The sequence below is a fragment of the Pseudomonas sp. Pso3 genome (genome assembly GCF_055393275.1).
Genome location: NZ_AP043687.1, coordinates 3,730,086 through 3,743,659, shown reverse-complemented (window position 1 = coordinate 3,743,659; position 13,574 = coordinate 3,730,086). Strand labels below are relative to the sequence as shown.

Sequence of the window (13,574 nt, the reverse complement as noted above, 5' to 3'; positions counted from 1 at the left end):
CCATCCCCGAAGGGGACGTGATGAAGCGGCGCGCCACCCTGCTGCAGCGCCTGCACATCGACGGCCCCTTGCTGATCCTGCTGCTGATGCTGGGGGCGACCGGCCTGTTCGTCCTCTATTCCGCGGGTGGTCGCAATCTCGACCTGCTGTTCAAGCAGGCGAGTTCCTTCGGCCTCGGCCTGGTGGCCATGGCCGTCGTCGCCCAGCTGGAACCGCGCTTCATGGCGCGCTGGGTGCCCCTGGGCTACGTGATCGGCGTGGCCCTGCTGGTGGTGGTGGACGTCATGGGCCACAACGCCATGGGCGCCACCCGCTGGATCAACATTCCCGGGGTCATCCGCTTCCAGCCGTCGGAATTCATGAAGCTCCTGATGCCCATGATGATGGCCTGGTACCTGTCCAAGCGCAGCCTGCCGCCCAACTTCAAGCACAGCGTGATCAGCCTGTCGCTGGTGGTGGTGCCCTTCGTGCTGATCCTCGACCAGCCCGATCTCGGCACCGCCATGCTGGTGCTGGCCTCGGGCGGCTTCGTGCTGTTCGTCGGCGGCCTGCAGTGGCGCTGGCTGATCGGCGCGGTGAGCGCCGCGGTGCCCCTGGCGGTGGCCATGTGGTTCTTTGTCCTGCACGACTACCAGAAGCGCCGGATCCTGACCTTCCTCGACCCGGAGATGGACCCCCTGGGCGCCGGCTGGAACATCATCCAGTCCAAGGCCGCCATCGGCTCGGGCGGGGTGTTCGGCAAGGGCTGGCTGCTGGGTACCCAGTCTCATCTGGATTTTTTGCCGGAAAGTCACACGGACTTTATCATTGCCGTCCTCGGCGAAGAGTTCGGCATGGTCGGCGTCTGCCTGCTGCTGGTGCTCTATCTGCTGCTCATCGGTCGCGGCCTGACCATCACGGTGCAGGCCCAGACGTTGTTCGGCAAGTTGCTCGCCGGCGGCGTGACCATGACCTTCTTCGTCTATGTCTTCGTCAACATCGGCATGGTCAGCGGCCTGCTCCCCGTGGTGGGCGTACCGCTGCCATTCATCAGCTATGGCGGCACCTCGGTGGTCACCTTGTTCACCGGGTTCGGAGTTTTGATGTCGATCCACACGCACCGCAAGTGGATCGCCCAGGTTTAACACGCAACAAAGAAGGGTTAGATGCCGACAATGGGATGGATGCGTCGCTGCCTGCTGAGCCTCGGGCTCGCGGGTGCGATGGGCGTGACGACCGGCGTCGTCGCGGGTGACTACGACGCGGCACCGCTGACGCGCGACTTCATCGCCGAGATGAGTCAAAGCTATGGCTTCGCCCCGGAACAGCTGCAGGCGCTGTTCGGCGAGGTCGAGCGCAAGCAGGCCATCCTCGACGCTATCTCGCGACCGGCCGAGCGGGTCAAGCCCTGGAGCGAATATCGCCCCATCTTCATCACCGATCGGCGCATCGCCCAGGGCGTCGACTTCTGGAAGGCCCACGAAGAGGCGCTGGCCCGCGCCGAGCGTGAATACGACGTGCCGGCCCAGTTCATCGTCGCCATCATCGGCGTGGAAACCTTCTACGGCCGCAACACCGGCAACTACCGGGTGCTGGATGCGCTCTCGACCCTGGCCTTCGACTATCCGCCGCGCGCGCCCTTCTTCCGTAGCCAGCTGCGCGAATTCCTGCTGCTGGCCCGCGAGCAGCAGGTCGATCCGCTCAGCCTGACCGGTTCCTATGCCGGCGCCATGGGCCTGCCGCAATTCATGCCGGGCAGCTTCCGCGCCTATGCGGTGGACTTCGACGGCGACGGCCACATCAACATCTGGTCCGATCCCACCGACGCCATCGGCAGCGTGGCCAACTACTTCAAGCGCCACGGCTGGTCCGGGCGCGGTCCCACCGCCATTCGCGCCCAGGTCAGCGGCGAGCGGGTGGAGGAGGGCGTGGTGGCCGGCATCGAGCCGGTCAAGAGCGTCGCCGAGTTGCGCGCCCTGGGCTGGAACGCCCAAGACCCTGCCCTGCGTGACGATTTGCGTGTAACCTCGTTCCGCCTCGACGGAGACAAGGGACCGGAGTACTGGATGGGCCTGCCCAATTTCTACGCCATTACCCGATACAACCGCAGCGTCATGTACGCCATGGCGGTGACCGATCTGGCCAATGCCATCGCCGAGCGCCATGCCGCCGAGGGTGCCAAGCCGTGATGCGCCTGACTGCCCTGGCGCGCCTGGCCGGTTGCCTGGGTCTCGGCCTGCTGCTGGTGAGCTGTTCCAGCCAGGCGCCCAAGCCGACCAGCAAGGGCGTGGCCGGACCGGGTGGCTACCTGCGTCCGCACCGTGACGGCGCGCCCTGGTGGGACGTGGACGTCAGCCGCATTCCCGACGCCGTGCCCATGCCCTACAACGGGCCGCTGAAGAACAATCCCTACACCGTGCTGGGCAAGACCTATTTCCCGCTGACCGATTCGCGCAATTACCGCGTGACCGGCACCGCGTCCTGGTACGGCACCAAGTTCCATGGTCAGGCTACCGCCAACGGCGAGACCTACGACCTCTATGGCATGACCGCGGCGCACAAGACCCTGCCGCTGCCCAGCTACGTGCGGGTCACCAACCTGGACAACGGCCGCAGCGTGATCCTGCGCGTCAACGACCGTGGCCCCTTCTATTCCGACCGGGTCATCGACCTGTCCTTTGCCGCGGCCAAGAAGCTCGGCTACGCCGAGATCGGCACCGCCCGGGTCAGCGTCGAAGGCATAGATCCGCAGCAGTACTGGGCCCAGCGCGGCCAGGCGGTGCCCATGGTGCTGGCCCAGCCGCGCCAGGCGCCGGTGGCCCAGAAGACCACCGAGACCCAGACCTTCGGCGCCATCGAGACCTATACGCCACCGGTCAACCAGCACGCCGAGCCGGTGACGCCCGCGGCCGTCGACGCAAAAAAAAACGTTTCTGTCCCAGCCGCTGGGCTCTATCTGCAGGTGGCGGCCTTCGCCAATCCGGACGCTGCGGAATTGCTCAAGGACAAGCTCAGCGACCTGACCGGTGCCCCGGTGTTCATCAGTTCGACGGTGCGCAACCAGCAGACCTTGCATCGGGTCCGCCTCGGACCGGTCCAGCCGGCTGAGGTCTCCCAGCTCCAGAACAGCGTACGCGTGGCCCGCCTGGGTCAGGCGTCTCTCGTGCAACCGGATTGAAGCAGGGATGCTTCATGACGCCCAGTCGCCGGCCCCAGCCGTCGTGATCCGCCTCGCGCGGATCGCCGTGGACCGTGCGGTCTGGGTCCGCTGCTCCTGCCATACCCCAACCTTTCAGAGATTCGGATGACAATCGCAAAACTCGCTCGACGCCTGCTCCTCCTAGTAACGATCGCCTGTGTCCCGGCCGTCTGGGCGGCCGAGACAATGGTTCCGGCGGCGCCCCAGCTGGCCGCCAAGGCCTGGATTCTCATGGATGCCAACAGCGGCGCCGTGCTCACCGAATCCAACTCCGACCAGCGCCTGCCGCCGGCCAGCCTGACCAAGCTGATGACCGCCTACATCGCCACCCTGGAAATCAACCGGGGTCGCATCAAGGAATCGGACATGGTCACCGTCAGCGAGCACGCCTGGCGTACCGGCGGTTCGCGGATGTTCATCAAGGTCGGCACCCAGGTGTCGGTCGGTGACCTGCTGCACGGCATCATCATCCAATCCGGCAACGACGCCAGCGTCGCCTTGGCCGAGCACATCGCCGGCAGCGAAGACGCCTTCGCCGACATGATGAACACCACCGCGCAGAAGCTGGGCATGCAGAACACCCACTTCATGGACGCCACCGGCCTGCCGGATCCGAATCACTATTCCTCGGCCCACGACATGGCCATCCTGGCGCGCGCCATCATCAATGCCGATGCCCAGCACTACGCTATCTACTCCCAGAAGGAATTCTTCTGGAACAACATCAAGCAGCCCAACCGCAACCTCTTGCTGTGGCGCGACAAGACCGTCGACGGCCTGAAGACCGGTCACACCGACGAAGCCGGCTACTGCCTGGTGGCCTCGGCCGTGCGCGACGGCATGCGTCTGGTCGCCGTGGTGTTCGGCACCAACAGCGAGCAGGCCCGCGCCGCCGAGACCCAGAAGCTGCTGACCTACGGTTTCCGCTTCTTCGAGACCCAGTCCTTCTACAAGAAGGGCACCGAGCTGGCCAAGGCGCCGGTATGGAAGGGTGACAGCCGCGAAGTCCAGGCCGGTCTGGCCAACGACCTGACCATGACCCTGCCGCGCGGTCAGGCCAAGAAGCTGCACGCCGAGATGGTGCTCAACCCGCAGCTGATTGCGCCCATCGCCCAGGGCCAGGTAATCGGCAAGGTCGAGGTGAAGCTGGATGACAAGGTGGTGCACACCGCCGACCTGGTCGCGCTGCAGCCGGTCGAGGAGGGTGGCCTCTTCCGTCGCCTGTGGGATAGCATTCGCCTGTTCTTCTACGGATTGTTCAACTGATCCGTCACCCTGGAAAGGCCCGCATCTGCGGGCCTTTCACCCCCTGCCGACAGAGCTCGGCCTGGAAGTCCGCATGACCGAAGACGTTAACCCCCCCAAGATCGAATTTCCCTGCCCGCGCTATCCGATCAAGGTGATCGGCGATGCCGGTGCCGATTTCGCCGAGCTGGTGCTCGACACCGTCCAGCGCCACGCCCCGGATCTGGATCGCGGCACCCTGGTGACCCGCGACAGTCGCAACGGCCGCTTCCTCTCCGTGCAGGTGCTCATCACCGCCACCGGCGTGGACCAGCTGCAGGCCATCCACCAGGACCTGCGCGCCACCGGCCGCGTGCACATGGTGATCTGATGACCACTCCCGCCCCGGCCAGCCTGGGCGTGCGCCGCTGGGGCCTGAGGCCCTACGAGGCGACCCTGGAGGCCATGCGCCGCTTCACCGACGAGCGCGGCCCGGCCACTCCCGACGAACTCTGGCTGCTGCAGCACCCCGCGGTCTTCACCCAGGGCCAGGCCGGCAAGCCCGAGCACCTGCTCGCCGTGGGCGACATTCCGGTGGTGCAGGTCGATCGCGGCGGCCAGGTCACGTACCATGGTCCCGGTCAGCTCATCGCCTATGTGCTGCTGGATGTTCGCCGCAAGGGCCTGGGCGTGCGAGAATTGGTCAGCGCCATGGAAGACAGCCTGATCGCGCTGCTCGCCGACTGGGGCGTGCAGGCCGCGGCCCGGGCCGATGCGCCGGGTGTCTACGTGGACGGCGCCAAGATCGCCTCCCTCGGGCTGCGCATCCGCAATGGCCGGTCCTTCCACGGCCTGGCGCTCAACGTTGACATGGATCTGGCACCCTTCCGCCGGATCAACCCCTGCGGTTATGCCGGCCTGGCCATGACCCAGCTCCGCGATCTGGTGACCGGGCCACTAGCTTTCGACGAGGTCCGCGAGTCTCTGGTGCGTCACCTGAGTCTGCGCCTGGGCTACCCCGAACCGATCACCCTGGAATCGGATTGACATGACCACTACAGTACAAGACAGCGTCCAGACCCTTACCCCGCCCGCCCGCCCCAACAAGGTGGAAGCCGGCGTCAAGTTGCGCGGCGCCGAAAAGGTCGCGCGCATCCCGGTAAAGATCATTCCCACCGAAGAGCTGCCGCGCAAGCCGGACTGGATCCGCGTGCGCATCCCGGTCACCCCCGAGGTCGAGCGCATCAAGCAGCTGCTGCGCAAGCACAAGCTGCACAGTGTCTGCGAAGAGGCGTCCTGCCCCAACCTGGGCGAGTGCTTCTCCGGTGGCACCGCCACCTTCATGATCATGGGTGACATCTGCACCCGTCGCTGCCCCTTCTGCGACGTCGGCCACGGTCGGCCGAAGCCGCTGGACGTGGACGAGCCGAAGAACCTGGCGGTGGCCATCGCCGACCTGGGTCTGAAGTATGTGGTGATCACCTCGGTGGACCGCGACGACCTGCGTGACGGTGGTGCCCAGCACTTCGTCGACTGCCTGCGCGAGATCCGCAAGCTGACCCCCGGCATCCAGCTGGAGACCCTGGTGCCGGACTATCGCGGTCGCATGGATGTCGCCCTGGCCATCACCGAGCAGGAGCCGCCGGATGTCTTCAACCACAACCTGGAGACTGTCCCGCGCCTGTACAAGGCCGCGCGCCCGGGTTCGGACTTCGAGTGGTCGCTGGACCTGCTGCAGAACTTCAAGAAACGCGTGCCCCACGTGCCGACCAAGTCCGGCCTGATGCTGGGTCTGGGCGAGACCGACGAGGAAGTCATCGAGGTCATGCAGCGCATGCGCGAGCACGAGATCGACATGCTGACCCTCGGCCAGTACCTGCAGCCCTCGCGCAACCACCTGCCGGTGCAACGCTTCGTCCACCCGGATACCTTCGCCTGGTACGCCGAGGAAGGCGCCAAGATGGGCTTCAAGAACGTCGCCTCCGGTCCCCTGGTACGTTCGTCCTACCACGCCGACCAGCAGGCGCACGGCACCAAGATCAACTGATCCTGGCGTCGTCATGAAAAAGGGCAGCCCCGTGGCTGCCCTTTTTCATGTTGGAGGCGGAATCTCTAGCCCCACTCCGATCCGCGTCTAGCCCCCTCTCCCTTCGGGAGAGGGTTGGGGTGAGGGGAGAGTCCCGTTACCCGCGCAGCACGCCATCCACCAGCGCCTTGGCTTCTTCCTGGATACGCCCCAGGTGGGCTTCGCCCTCGAAGCTTTCGGCGTAGATCTTGTAGACGTCCTCGGTACCGGAGGGGCGAGCGGCGAACCAGCCGTTTTCGGTGACTACCTTGAGGCCACCGATGGCGGCGCCGTTGCCGGGGGCCTCGGTGAGAATGGCGGTGATCGGCTGGCCGGCCAGCTCCTTGGCGGTGACCTGGGCGGCGGAGAGCTTGCTCAGCCGGGCCTTCTGCTCGCGGTCGGCGGCGGCGTCGATGCGCTGGTAGACCGGAGCGCCGAAGCGCTCGGTCAGGGCCTGGTAGCGCTCGCCTGGATCCTTGCCGGTCACGGCGGTGATTTCCGCGGCCAGCAGGCCGAGGATGATGCCGTCCTTGTCGGTGGACCAGGCGCCACCGGCCTTGCGCAGGAAGGAAGCCCCGGCGGATTCCTCGCCACCAAAGCCCAGGCTGCCATCTAGCAGGCCGTCGACGAACCACTTGAAGCCTACCGGCACTTCCACCACCTGGCGGCCGATGCCCTGGGCCACGCGGTCGATCATCGAGGAGGACACCAGGGTCTTGCCGATGCCGGCCTGCTGGCTCCACTGCGGGCGGTGGGTGAAGAGGTATTCGATGGCCACCGCCAGGTAGTGGTTGGGATTGAGCAGGCCCACCGAGCGGGCGACGATGCCGTGGCGGTCATGGTCGGTATCGCAGGCGAAGGACACGTCGAACCTGTCCTTGTTCTCGATCAGGCCGGCCATGGCGTGGGGCGAGCTGCAGTCCATGCGGATCTTGCCGTCCCAGTCCAGGCGCATGAAGCGGAAGGTCTGGTCGACGCGGGTCGACAGCACCTCCAGCGGCAGGCCATAGCGCTCGGCGATGCGCGGCCAGTAATGTACCCCGGCACCGCCCAGGGGATCGACGCCAAAGGTCAGGCCGGACCCGCGGATGGCGTCCAGGTCGATGACCTGGCCCAGGCCGCTCACGTAGCTGTCGAGGAAATCGAATTTGTGGGTGGTGGCGGCCTTGAGCGCCTGGCGGTAATCCATCCGCTTGACGCCTTCCAGGCCGGCCACCAGCAGGGCATTGGCGCGATCCTGAATACTTTTGGTGACGTTGGTGTCGGCCGGGCCGCCATTGGTGGGGTTGTACTTGAAGCCGCCATCGGCCGGCGGATTGTGCGACGGGGTGATGACGATGCCGTCGGCCAGGCCCGAGCTGCGGCCGGCGTTGTATTCGAGGATGGCGTTGGACAGTGCCGGGGTAGGGGTATAGCCCGGTTCGCCGTGGGTCTCGGCGCAGCCGGCGTCGATACGGACCTCCACGCCGTTGGCGGCGAGCACTTCCAGGGCGGAGATGAAGGCCGGTTCGGACAGCGCGTGGGTGTCCATGCCCATGAACAGCGGGCCGTCGACGCCCTGGGCCTTGCGGTATTCGCAGATGGCCTGGGTGATGGCGAGGATGTGCCACTCGTTGAAGCTGCCCTTGAGCGAGGAACCGCGGTGCCCGGAGGTGCCGAAGGCGACCTGCTGACCCGGATCGCTGGGGTCGGGGCGATCGCTGTAGTAGCGCGCCACCAGGCGCGGCAGGTGGGTCAGGGTGTTCTCGTCGGGAAGGCGTCCTGCATTGGGAGCGAGCGTCATGAAAGCGTCCTGTATACGTCGGAAAGAGGCAGCGGTCAGGCACAAGGCCGGTTCTGAATGGGCAGCGCGGCGCGGCGACCATTAGATTACGCCCATAGACCGTGCTGCCCGTCGAAGGTGCAGCCTACACCGGCTGAACCTGACAGCGCTGTGACGGGTTCAGCCAAGATAGCCCAGGCGCAGCAGATAATGCAGGACGGCGTAGGCGCCCAACAGCAGCAATCCTCCAAAGAACAGGCGGCGGAACAGGCGTTCATCGAGACGCTGGCGCAGGCGCTGGCCCAGCGCCATGCCCAGGAGGGCCGGTAGCAGCAGCAGACTGGAAGCCCCCAGGCGCTCGACCGCCAGGGCGTCCTGCCACCAGAGGCCCATCACCAGGGCCAGGGTGGCGACGGTGAAGGTCAGGCCCAGGGCCTCGATCAGCTGTTCCCTGTCCAGCGCCAGACTCTGCAGATAGGGCACCGCCGGCAGCACGAAGACCCCGGTCATGCCGGTGATCAGACCCGTGACGAAACCCACCAGCGGAGCGACCTTGCACTCATGACGACCAGGCGCGAGCAGGCGCCAGCCCGTCCAGCCGACCAGGCCATAGGCGACCAGCACCGCGCCCAGCGCAGCGGCGAGTCCGGCGCCATCGCCTCCGGTCAGCAACGGGATGCTGAGCAGGGTGCCGGGCACCAGGGCCAGTTGCAGCGGCAACAGGCGCGTGAACGTCGGCCAGGGCGAGGGGCCGGCGCAGAATTGCCAGACGTTGGTGAGCAGCGAGGGAATCAGCAGCAGGGCGGCGGCTTCGGCCGGCGTCATTAGCAGCGCCAGCAGGCTCATGGCCACGGTGGGCAGGCCCAGGCCCAGCACGCCCTTGGTCAGCCCCGCGAGCACGAAGATCAGGATACAGAGCAGCAGGGTCATGGTCGTCTCCGCGGGTGGAGGGGTTACCATGGCGTCCAGGACCGCAGGTGAGAAGCCGGGATTGGCGAAGGCTGCCTACGGTCGGCACAGAGGCTCTGCGGCGATGCGCTATGACCTGCTCGACCTGCGTCTGTTTCTCCATGTCGTGGCGGCGCGCAGCATCACCCTGGGCGCCGAACGGAGCCACCTGGCGCTGCCTTCCGCCAGTGCCCGCATCAAGGCCCTGGAAGACAGCCTGGGTACGCCGCTGCTGATCCGCCATGCGCGTGGGGTACGCCCCACCCCGGCCGGTCTGACCCTGGAGCGCCATGCCCGGGCGATCCTGCAGCGACTGGAGGACATGGACCAGGACCTCGCTGGCGCCGAGGCGGACAGCCGCACGCGGGTACGGCTGCTGGCCAATGGCGCCGCGGTGATGGAGCACCTTGATGCGCCCCTGGCCGATTTCCTCCAGGCGCAGCCCCGGGTGGACGTGGACGTCGAGGAGCTGCCCAGCCCGCGTATCGTGCTGGCGCTGCGTGAGGGGCGTGCCGACCTGGGGATCTTCGTCGCGGCGCCGGGGCTGGAAGGGCTACAGGTCCGGCCATTCCGGACGGATCCTCTGGTGCTGGTCACGGCGCCGGGTCGCCTGAGACTCGAGGACGGCGAGGCGGTCGACTTCGCCCATCTGCTCGAGCAGCCCTTTGTCGGTCTGTCCCGCGGCAATGCTTTGCAACTGCATGTGGAAGCCCAGGCCGCGCAATGGGGGCGGGAGCTGGCGATCCGTATCCGGGTGCCGAGTGCGATCCAGGCCTGTGCCCTGGTCGCCCGTGGCCTGGGTGTGGCCATCCTGCCGGCCGCGAGTCTGCTCCGCGCAGGACCGGGCCTGGCGCTGGCCCGTCATCCGCTGAAGGACGCCTGGGCGCGTCGTGACCTGGTGGTGGGTTGCCGGGACTTCGCGGAGCTGGCGCCGGCGGCGACAGCTCTGCTGGAGGCGCTGGTGGGGGAGGTGGCGCGCCAGGGCTGACGGCGGACGCCCCTTTCCACGTGTGGATAAGGGGCGTCGTCAGGCCCTAGCCGCGCAGCTTGTCCAGCAGCTGATGGTTGGGATAGCCGTCGGCGGGCCAGCCCTGGGACTGCTGGTAGGCGCGGATGGCCTTGCGGGTGTTGGCGCCGATGATGCCGTCGGCGCTGCCCGGGTCGAGCCCCAGGGCGGCCAGGCGCTGTTGCAGCTCCACACGCTCGCTGCGGCTCAGCGGCAGGTCGTCGGTGGGCCAGCTGCCGGCGATCTGGCCGGCGTCGCGATAGCGCTCCGAGAGCAGCGCCACGCCCAGGGCATAGGAGCTGGAGTTGTTGTACTTGAGGATGGTGCGGAAGTTGTTGAACACCAGGAAGGCCGGGCCGCGATGGCCGGCGGGCAGCAGCAGCGAGGCGCTGTCGCTCGGCTGGGCGGCCGGTTGCGGCAGGCCGAGGCCCTGGATGCCCAGGGCGTTCCACTCGGCCAGGCTCTTGCGCACGCCCATGTCGGCCAGGCTGTAGTCGAAATTGGCCGGTACCCGGACCTCGTAGCCCCAGGGCTTGCCGTCCTGCCAGCCGGAGGCCTTGAGGTAGTTGGCGGTGGAGGCCAGGGCATCGGCGGTGGAGCCCCAGATGTCGCGGCGACCGTCGCCGTCGAAGTCCACCGCGTACTGGTCGTAGGTGGTGGGGATGAACTGGGTCTGGCCCATGGCGCCGGCCCAGGAGCCGATCATGCGGTCGGCGGTGACGTCGCCGTGCTGCAGGATGCCGAGGGCGGCGATGAGCTGGTCCTGGGCGAAGTCCGGGCGGCGACCTTCGTAGGCGAGGGTGGCCAGGGAACGGATGACGCCCTTGTTGCCCATGTTGTTGCCGTAGTTGCTTTCCATGCCCCAGAAAGCCACCAGGCGCGCGGGCTCGATGCCATAGCGGGCTTCCAGGGAGGCCAGCAGCCCGGCCTGCTGGATCAGCAGGCTCTTGCCGTTGCGCACCCGCAGCGGCGACACGGCGGATTCCAGGTATTCCCAGACCGGCTTGGTGAATTCCGGCTGGCTGCGGTCGGCGGCGATCACCGCCGGATCGGGTTGCACGCCGGCGAAGGCCTGGTCGAAGGTGGCGGCCGAGATGCCCCGGCCCAGGGCCAGGGTACGAAAGCGACTGCGCCATTGCTCGAAGCTTTCGTCCGGCTGTGGCATGGCCTCGGCCGCCGAGGCGGGGGCATTGGCCGCGGGCGCGGGTTTGGACGAGGAGGGTGAAGAGGGCGCCGCGGAGGGCGTCGTCTGAGTCTGGGCGCAGGCGGCCAGGGCGGCGGTCAGCAGGGTGACCAGGGTTCCGGCGAGGAGGCCGCCGGTCTTGAATCCGCGGGTTTTCCCGAATTGCATCTGTCTCCACCGGACGTCTAGGCAGGAAGACTCACCTTAGCACGGCCCGGGTGCTGGCGTCTGGACGCGGCTTTCAGGCGGCCAGAAAGACCGAAGCCTTCTCGTCTTGCAACGAGAAGGCTTCGCGGCGGTAGCTGCCTTTGCCCTTGGCAGGCTTTTCCTGGCGGGCGCGATATCGGGGATCGCTGACGAGGACCTTGGCCTTGTTGGGGCCGCGGCTGTATTTCTTGGCCATGGTGCGTGCTCCGAGGGTTGGGGGCTCCCCCTTGATGGGGGCGCGCCAGTCTATTGCAAGGGCCGTGGATTGCAAGGCGCGGCCAGCGTCAGGACCTGGGCAGGGCCAGCCGCTTGCCGGCGAGCGTCAGCGCCAGGCTGGCCAGGGTCAGCCAGACCTCGCCGGGTGCCTGGCCCTTGATCTGTTCGTCGGCGACCTGGGCTTCGCGCAACAGGGCTTCCAGGCGGCGTGCACCCTGGCGCTGCAGGGCCCGACTGACCAGCGGACGCCGCTTGTCCCACACCGGCGGTTTGACCTGGGTGAAGGCGCGCTCCAGCGGCGTGCCGCTTTCCTGCAGATGGGCGAGGTTGGCCAGCAGGCGCAGTTCCCGGGCCAGGGCCCAGAGCACCACGGCGGCTTCCACGCCTTCGCCACGCAGGCCTTCGAGGATGCGCAGGGCATGTTCCGCATCGCCGGCCAGGGCGGCGTCCAGCAGGCCGAAGACGTCGTAGCGGGCACTGTCGGCCACCGAGGCGCGCACGGTCTCGGCATCCACCTGGGAGCCTTCGATGAGCAGGCGGAGCTTTTCGATCTCCTGGGCTGCGGCCAGCAGATTGCCTTCCACCCGTTCGGCGATCAGGTCGACCGCCTCGGGGGTGGCGGCCAGCCCGAGGCGCGACAGGCGCTGGTTGATCCACTGCGGCAGTTGCGCCAGCTCCACCGGCCAGATCTGCACGAATTGCGCCTGCGGGTGCTCCAGCAGGGCCTTGGCCCACTTGGTCTTCTGGGCGGCGGCATCCAGACGCGGCAGGCTGATCAGCAGCAGGGTGTCTTCGGCGGGGCGGGCCAGGTAGTCGAGCAGGGCGGCGGAGCCCTTGTCGCCCGGCTTGCCGGTGGGCAGGCGCAATTCGAGGATGCGCTTCTGGGCGAACAGCGAGAGGCTGGCGCCGGCCTCATAGAGACGACCCCAGTCGAAACCGGCATCGACGTCGAAGACCTCGCGCTCGTCGAAGCCCTGGGCGCGGGCCGCGCCGCGAATGGCGTCGCTGGCTTCCTGACAGAGCAGGGGCTCGTCGCCGCTGACGGCATAGACGGCGGCCAGCGAGCCCTGGAGCTGCTTGCCGAGCTGGTTGGCGTTGAGTTTCATGCTGAACCGGAAGGGCAAACCGGAGCCTTGCGGCTCCGGATGCGGCGCTTAGCGCGCGGGGGTGGGGATGTCGATCGGCGACTGCTGCGGCGGGGCGGACTCGCGGGCGCGGCGGTCGGCTTCGGCCTTGGCGGCGGCACGGGCATCGGCGTCGCGCTGCAGCTTCTCCAGGCGCTCCGGCGTCACGGCCTGCAGGCGGGCGGCCAGCTGTTGCACCAGCTCGCGACGCATTTCGCGACGCAACTGGTCCTTCTGCTGTTCGGAACCGACGATGTTGTTCTGGTCGGTCACGTAGTAGCGCTGGGTTTCCAGGTAGTCGCTGACCAGCACCGCCTGGTTCTTGCCAATTATGCTGTAGGGCTGACGGGTGGTCAGCTCGACCTCGGCACTGCGGGCGCCACTGGTGTAGCTGGCGGTGCGCTCGCTCTGGGCTTCGCCGCCCAGATCCAGGGTGTAGGGCGCGCCCGAGGTGACCCGCACATGGGCGTCGTCCAGCATGTCGCGGACGTCCTTGACGGTCTGACCATAGGCGTCGCGCGCCGTCAGGTTCAGCTCGGTGAGGCTCAGGCGGGTTTCGCCGGTGCCACGCAGCTGGAAGCCGCAGGCGGTCAGCAGGGTCGCCAGGCCGACTACCGCAAGGCCGGGGAGAATCCGTTTCTTCATCTGTTGTCTGCTCCGT

At 67.4% G+C, this 13,574-nt stretch carries 14 protein-coding genes; 8 read left to right on the top strand and 6 right to left on the bottom strand.

The window, feature by feature from the left end; all coding sequences use genetic code 11:
• Positions 1–20: 20 nt before the first annotated feature.
• The 7 genes from rodA to lipA all read left to right on the top strand — a co-directional run bounded on the left by rodA (position 21) and on the right by lipA (position 6,449).
• Positions 21–1,124, top strand: a complete 1,104-nt coding sequence (gene rodA / locus ACZ5R1_RS17645) for a rod shape-determining protein RodA (RefSeq protein ID WP_085982634.1) — start codon at positions 21–23, stop codon at positions 1,122–1,124.
• A 39-nt stretch (positions 1,125–1,163) separates the two neighbouring features.
• A complete protein-coding gene (gene mltB / locus ACZ5R1_RS17640; protein WP_371099744.1) occupies positions 1,164–2,168 on the top strand; it encodes a lytic murein transglycosylase B in 1,005 nt (334 codons plus the stop codon).
• Positions 2,168–3,157 (top strand): septal ring lytic transglycosylase RlpA family protein, encoded by a 990-nt coding sequence (locus tag ACZ5R1_RS17635; protein ID WP_037007194.1) that lies wholly within the window; start codon positions 2,168–2,170, stop codon positions 3,155–3,157. Before mltB ends, ACZ5R1_RS17635 begins: the two co-directional genes overlap by 1 nt.
• A gap of 126 nt (positions 3,158–3,283) precedes the next feature.
• Positions 3,284–4,444 (top strand): D-alanyl-D-alanine carboxypeptidase family protein, encoded by a 1,161-nt coding sequence (locus ACZ5R1_RS17630; RefSeq protein ID WP_007159663.1) that lies wholly within the window; start codon positions 3,284–3,286, stop codon positions 4,442–4,444.
• 73 nt (positions 4,445–4,517) lie between these two features.
• Positions 4,518–4,793, top strand: a complete 276-nt coding sequence (locus ACZ5R1_RS17625) for a DUF493 domain-containing protein (protein WP_115945851.1) — start codon at positions 4,518–4,520, stop codon at positions 4,791–4,793.
• Positions 4,793–5,449: a lipoyl(octanoyl) transferase LipB gene (lipB, locus tag ACZ5R1_RS17620; RefSeq protein ID WP_007159661.1), complete on the top strand. Its 657-nt coding sequence runs from the start codon at positions 4,793–4,795 to the stop codon at positions 5,447–5,449. Before ACZ5R1_RS17625 ends, lipB begins: the two co-directional genes overlap by 1 nt.
• Position 5,450: 1 nt before the next feature.
• Positions 5,451–6,449 carry a lipoyl synthase gene (gene lipA / locus ACZ5R1_RS17615; protein ID WP_017642509.1) on the top strand — a complete coding sequence of 333 codons (999 nt, stop codon included), beginning with the start codon at positions 5,451–5,453 and terminating at the stop codon, positions 6,447–6,449.
• Between the two features lie 136 nt (positions 6,450–6,585).
• On the opposite strand, the gene pgm is transcribed toward lipA, so the two are convergent.
• Together pgm and ACZ5R1_RS17605 are read right to left on the bottom strand one after the other, a co-directional pair.
• A complete protein-coding gene (pgm, locus tag ACZ5R1_RS17610) occupies positions 6,586–8,250 on the bottom strand; it encodes a phosphoglucomutase (alpha-D-glucose-1,6-bisphosphate-dependent) (protein WP_464712623.1) in 1,665 nt (554 codons plus the stop codon).
• Positions 8,251–8,409: 159 nt separating this feature from the next.
• Positions 8,410–9,159 (bottom strand): sulfite exporter TauE/SafE family protein, encoded by a 750-nt coding sequence (locus ACZ5R1_RS17605; protein WP_464712622.1) that lies wholly within the window; start codon positions 9,157–9,159, stop codon positions 8,410–8,412.
• A gap of 103 nt (positions 9,160–9,262) precedes the next feature.
• On the opposite strand from ACZ5R1_RS17605, the gene ACZ5R1_RS17600 reads away from it, so the two are divergent.
• Positions 9,263–10,165 (top strand): LysR family transcriptional regulator, encoded by a 903-nt coding sequence (locus ACZ5R1_RS17600; RefSeq protein ID WP_186304722.1) that lies wholly within the window; start codon positions 9,263–9,265, stop codon positions 10,163–10,165.
• Positions 10,166–10,211: 46 nt separating this feature from the next.
• On the opposite strand, the gene ACZ5R1_RS17595 is transcribed toward ACZ5R1_RS17600, so the two are convergent.
• The 4 genes from ACZ5R1_RS17595 to ACZ5R1_RS17580 all read right to left on the bottom strand — a co-directional run bounded on the left by ACZ5R1_RS17595 (position 10,212) and on the right by ACZ5R1_RS17580 (position 13,558).
• Positions 10,212–11,534 carry a lytic murein transglycosylase gene (locus ACZ5R1_RS17595; RefSeq protein WP_042136280.1) on the bottom strand — a complete coding sequence of 441 codons (1,323 nt, stop codon included), beginning with the start codon at positions 11,532–11,534 and terminating at the stop codon, positions 10,212–10,214.
• 73 nt (positions 11,535–11,607) lie between these two features.
• Positions 11,608–11,769, bottom strand: coding sequence for an alternative ribosome rescue factor ArfA (gene arfA / locus ACZ5R1_RS17590; protein WP_007159657.1), 162 nt, complete (start codon positions 11,767–11,769; stop codon positions 11,608–11,610).
• An 88-nt stretch (positions 11,770–11,857) separates the two neighbouring features.
• Positions 11,858–12,895 carry a DNA polymerase III subunit delta gene (gene holA / locus ACZ5R1_RS17585; RefSeq protein WP_115945853.1) on the bottom strand — a complete coding sequence of 346 codons (1,038 nt, stop codon included), beginning with the start codon at positions 12,893–12,895 and terminating at the stop codon, positions 11,858–11,860.
• Positions 12,896–12,943: 48 nt separating this feature from the next.
• Positions 12,944–13,558 carry an LPS-assembly lipoprotein LptE gene (locus tag ACZ5R1_RS17580; protein ID WP_027597194.1) on the bottom strand — a complete coding sequence of 205 codons (615 nt, stop codon included), beginning with the start codon at positions 13,556–13,558 and terminating at the stop codon, positions 12,944–12,946.
• Positions 13,559–13,574: the final 16 nt, after the last annotated feature.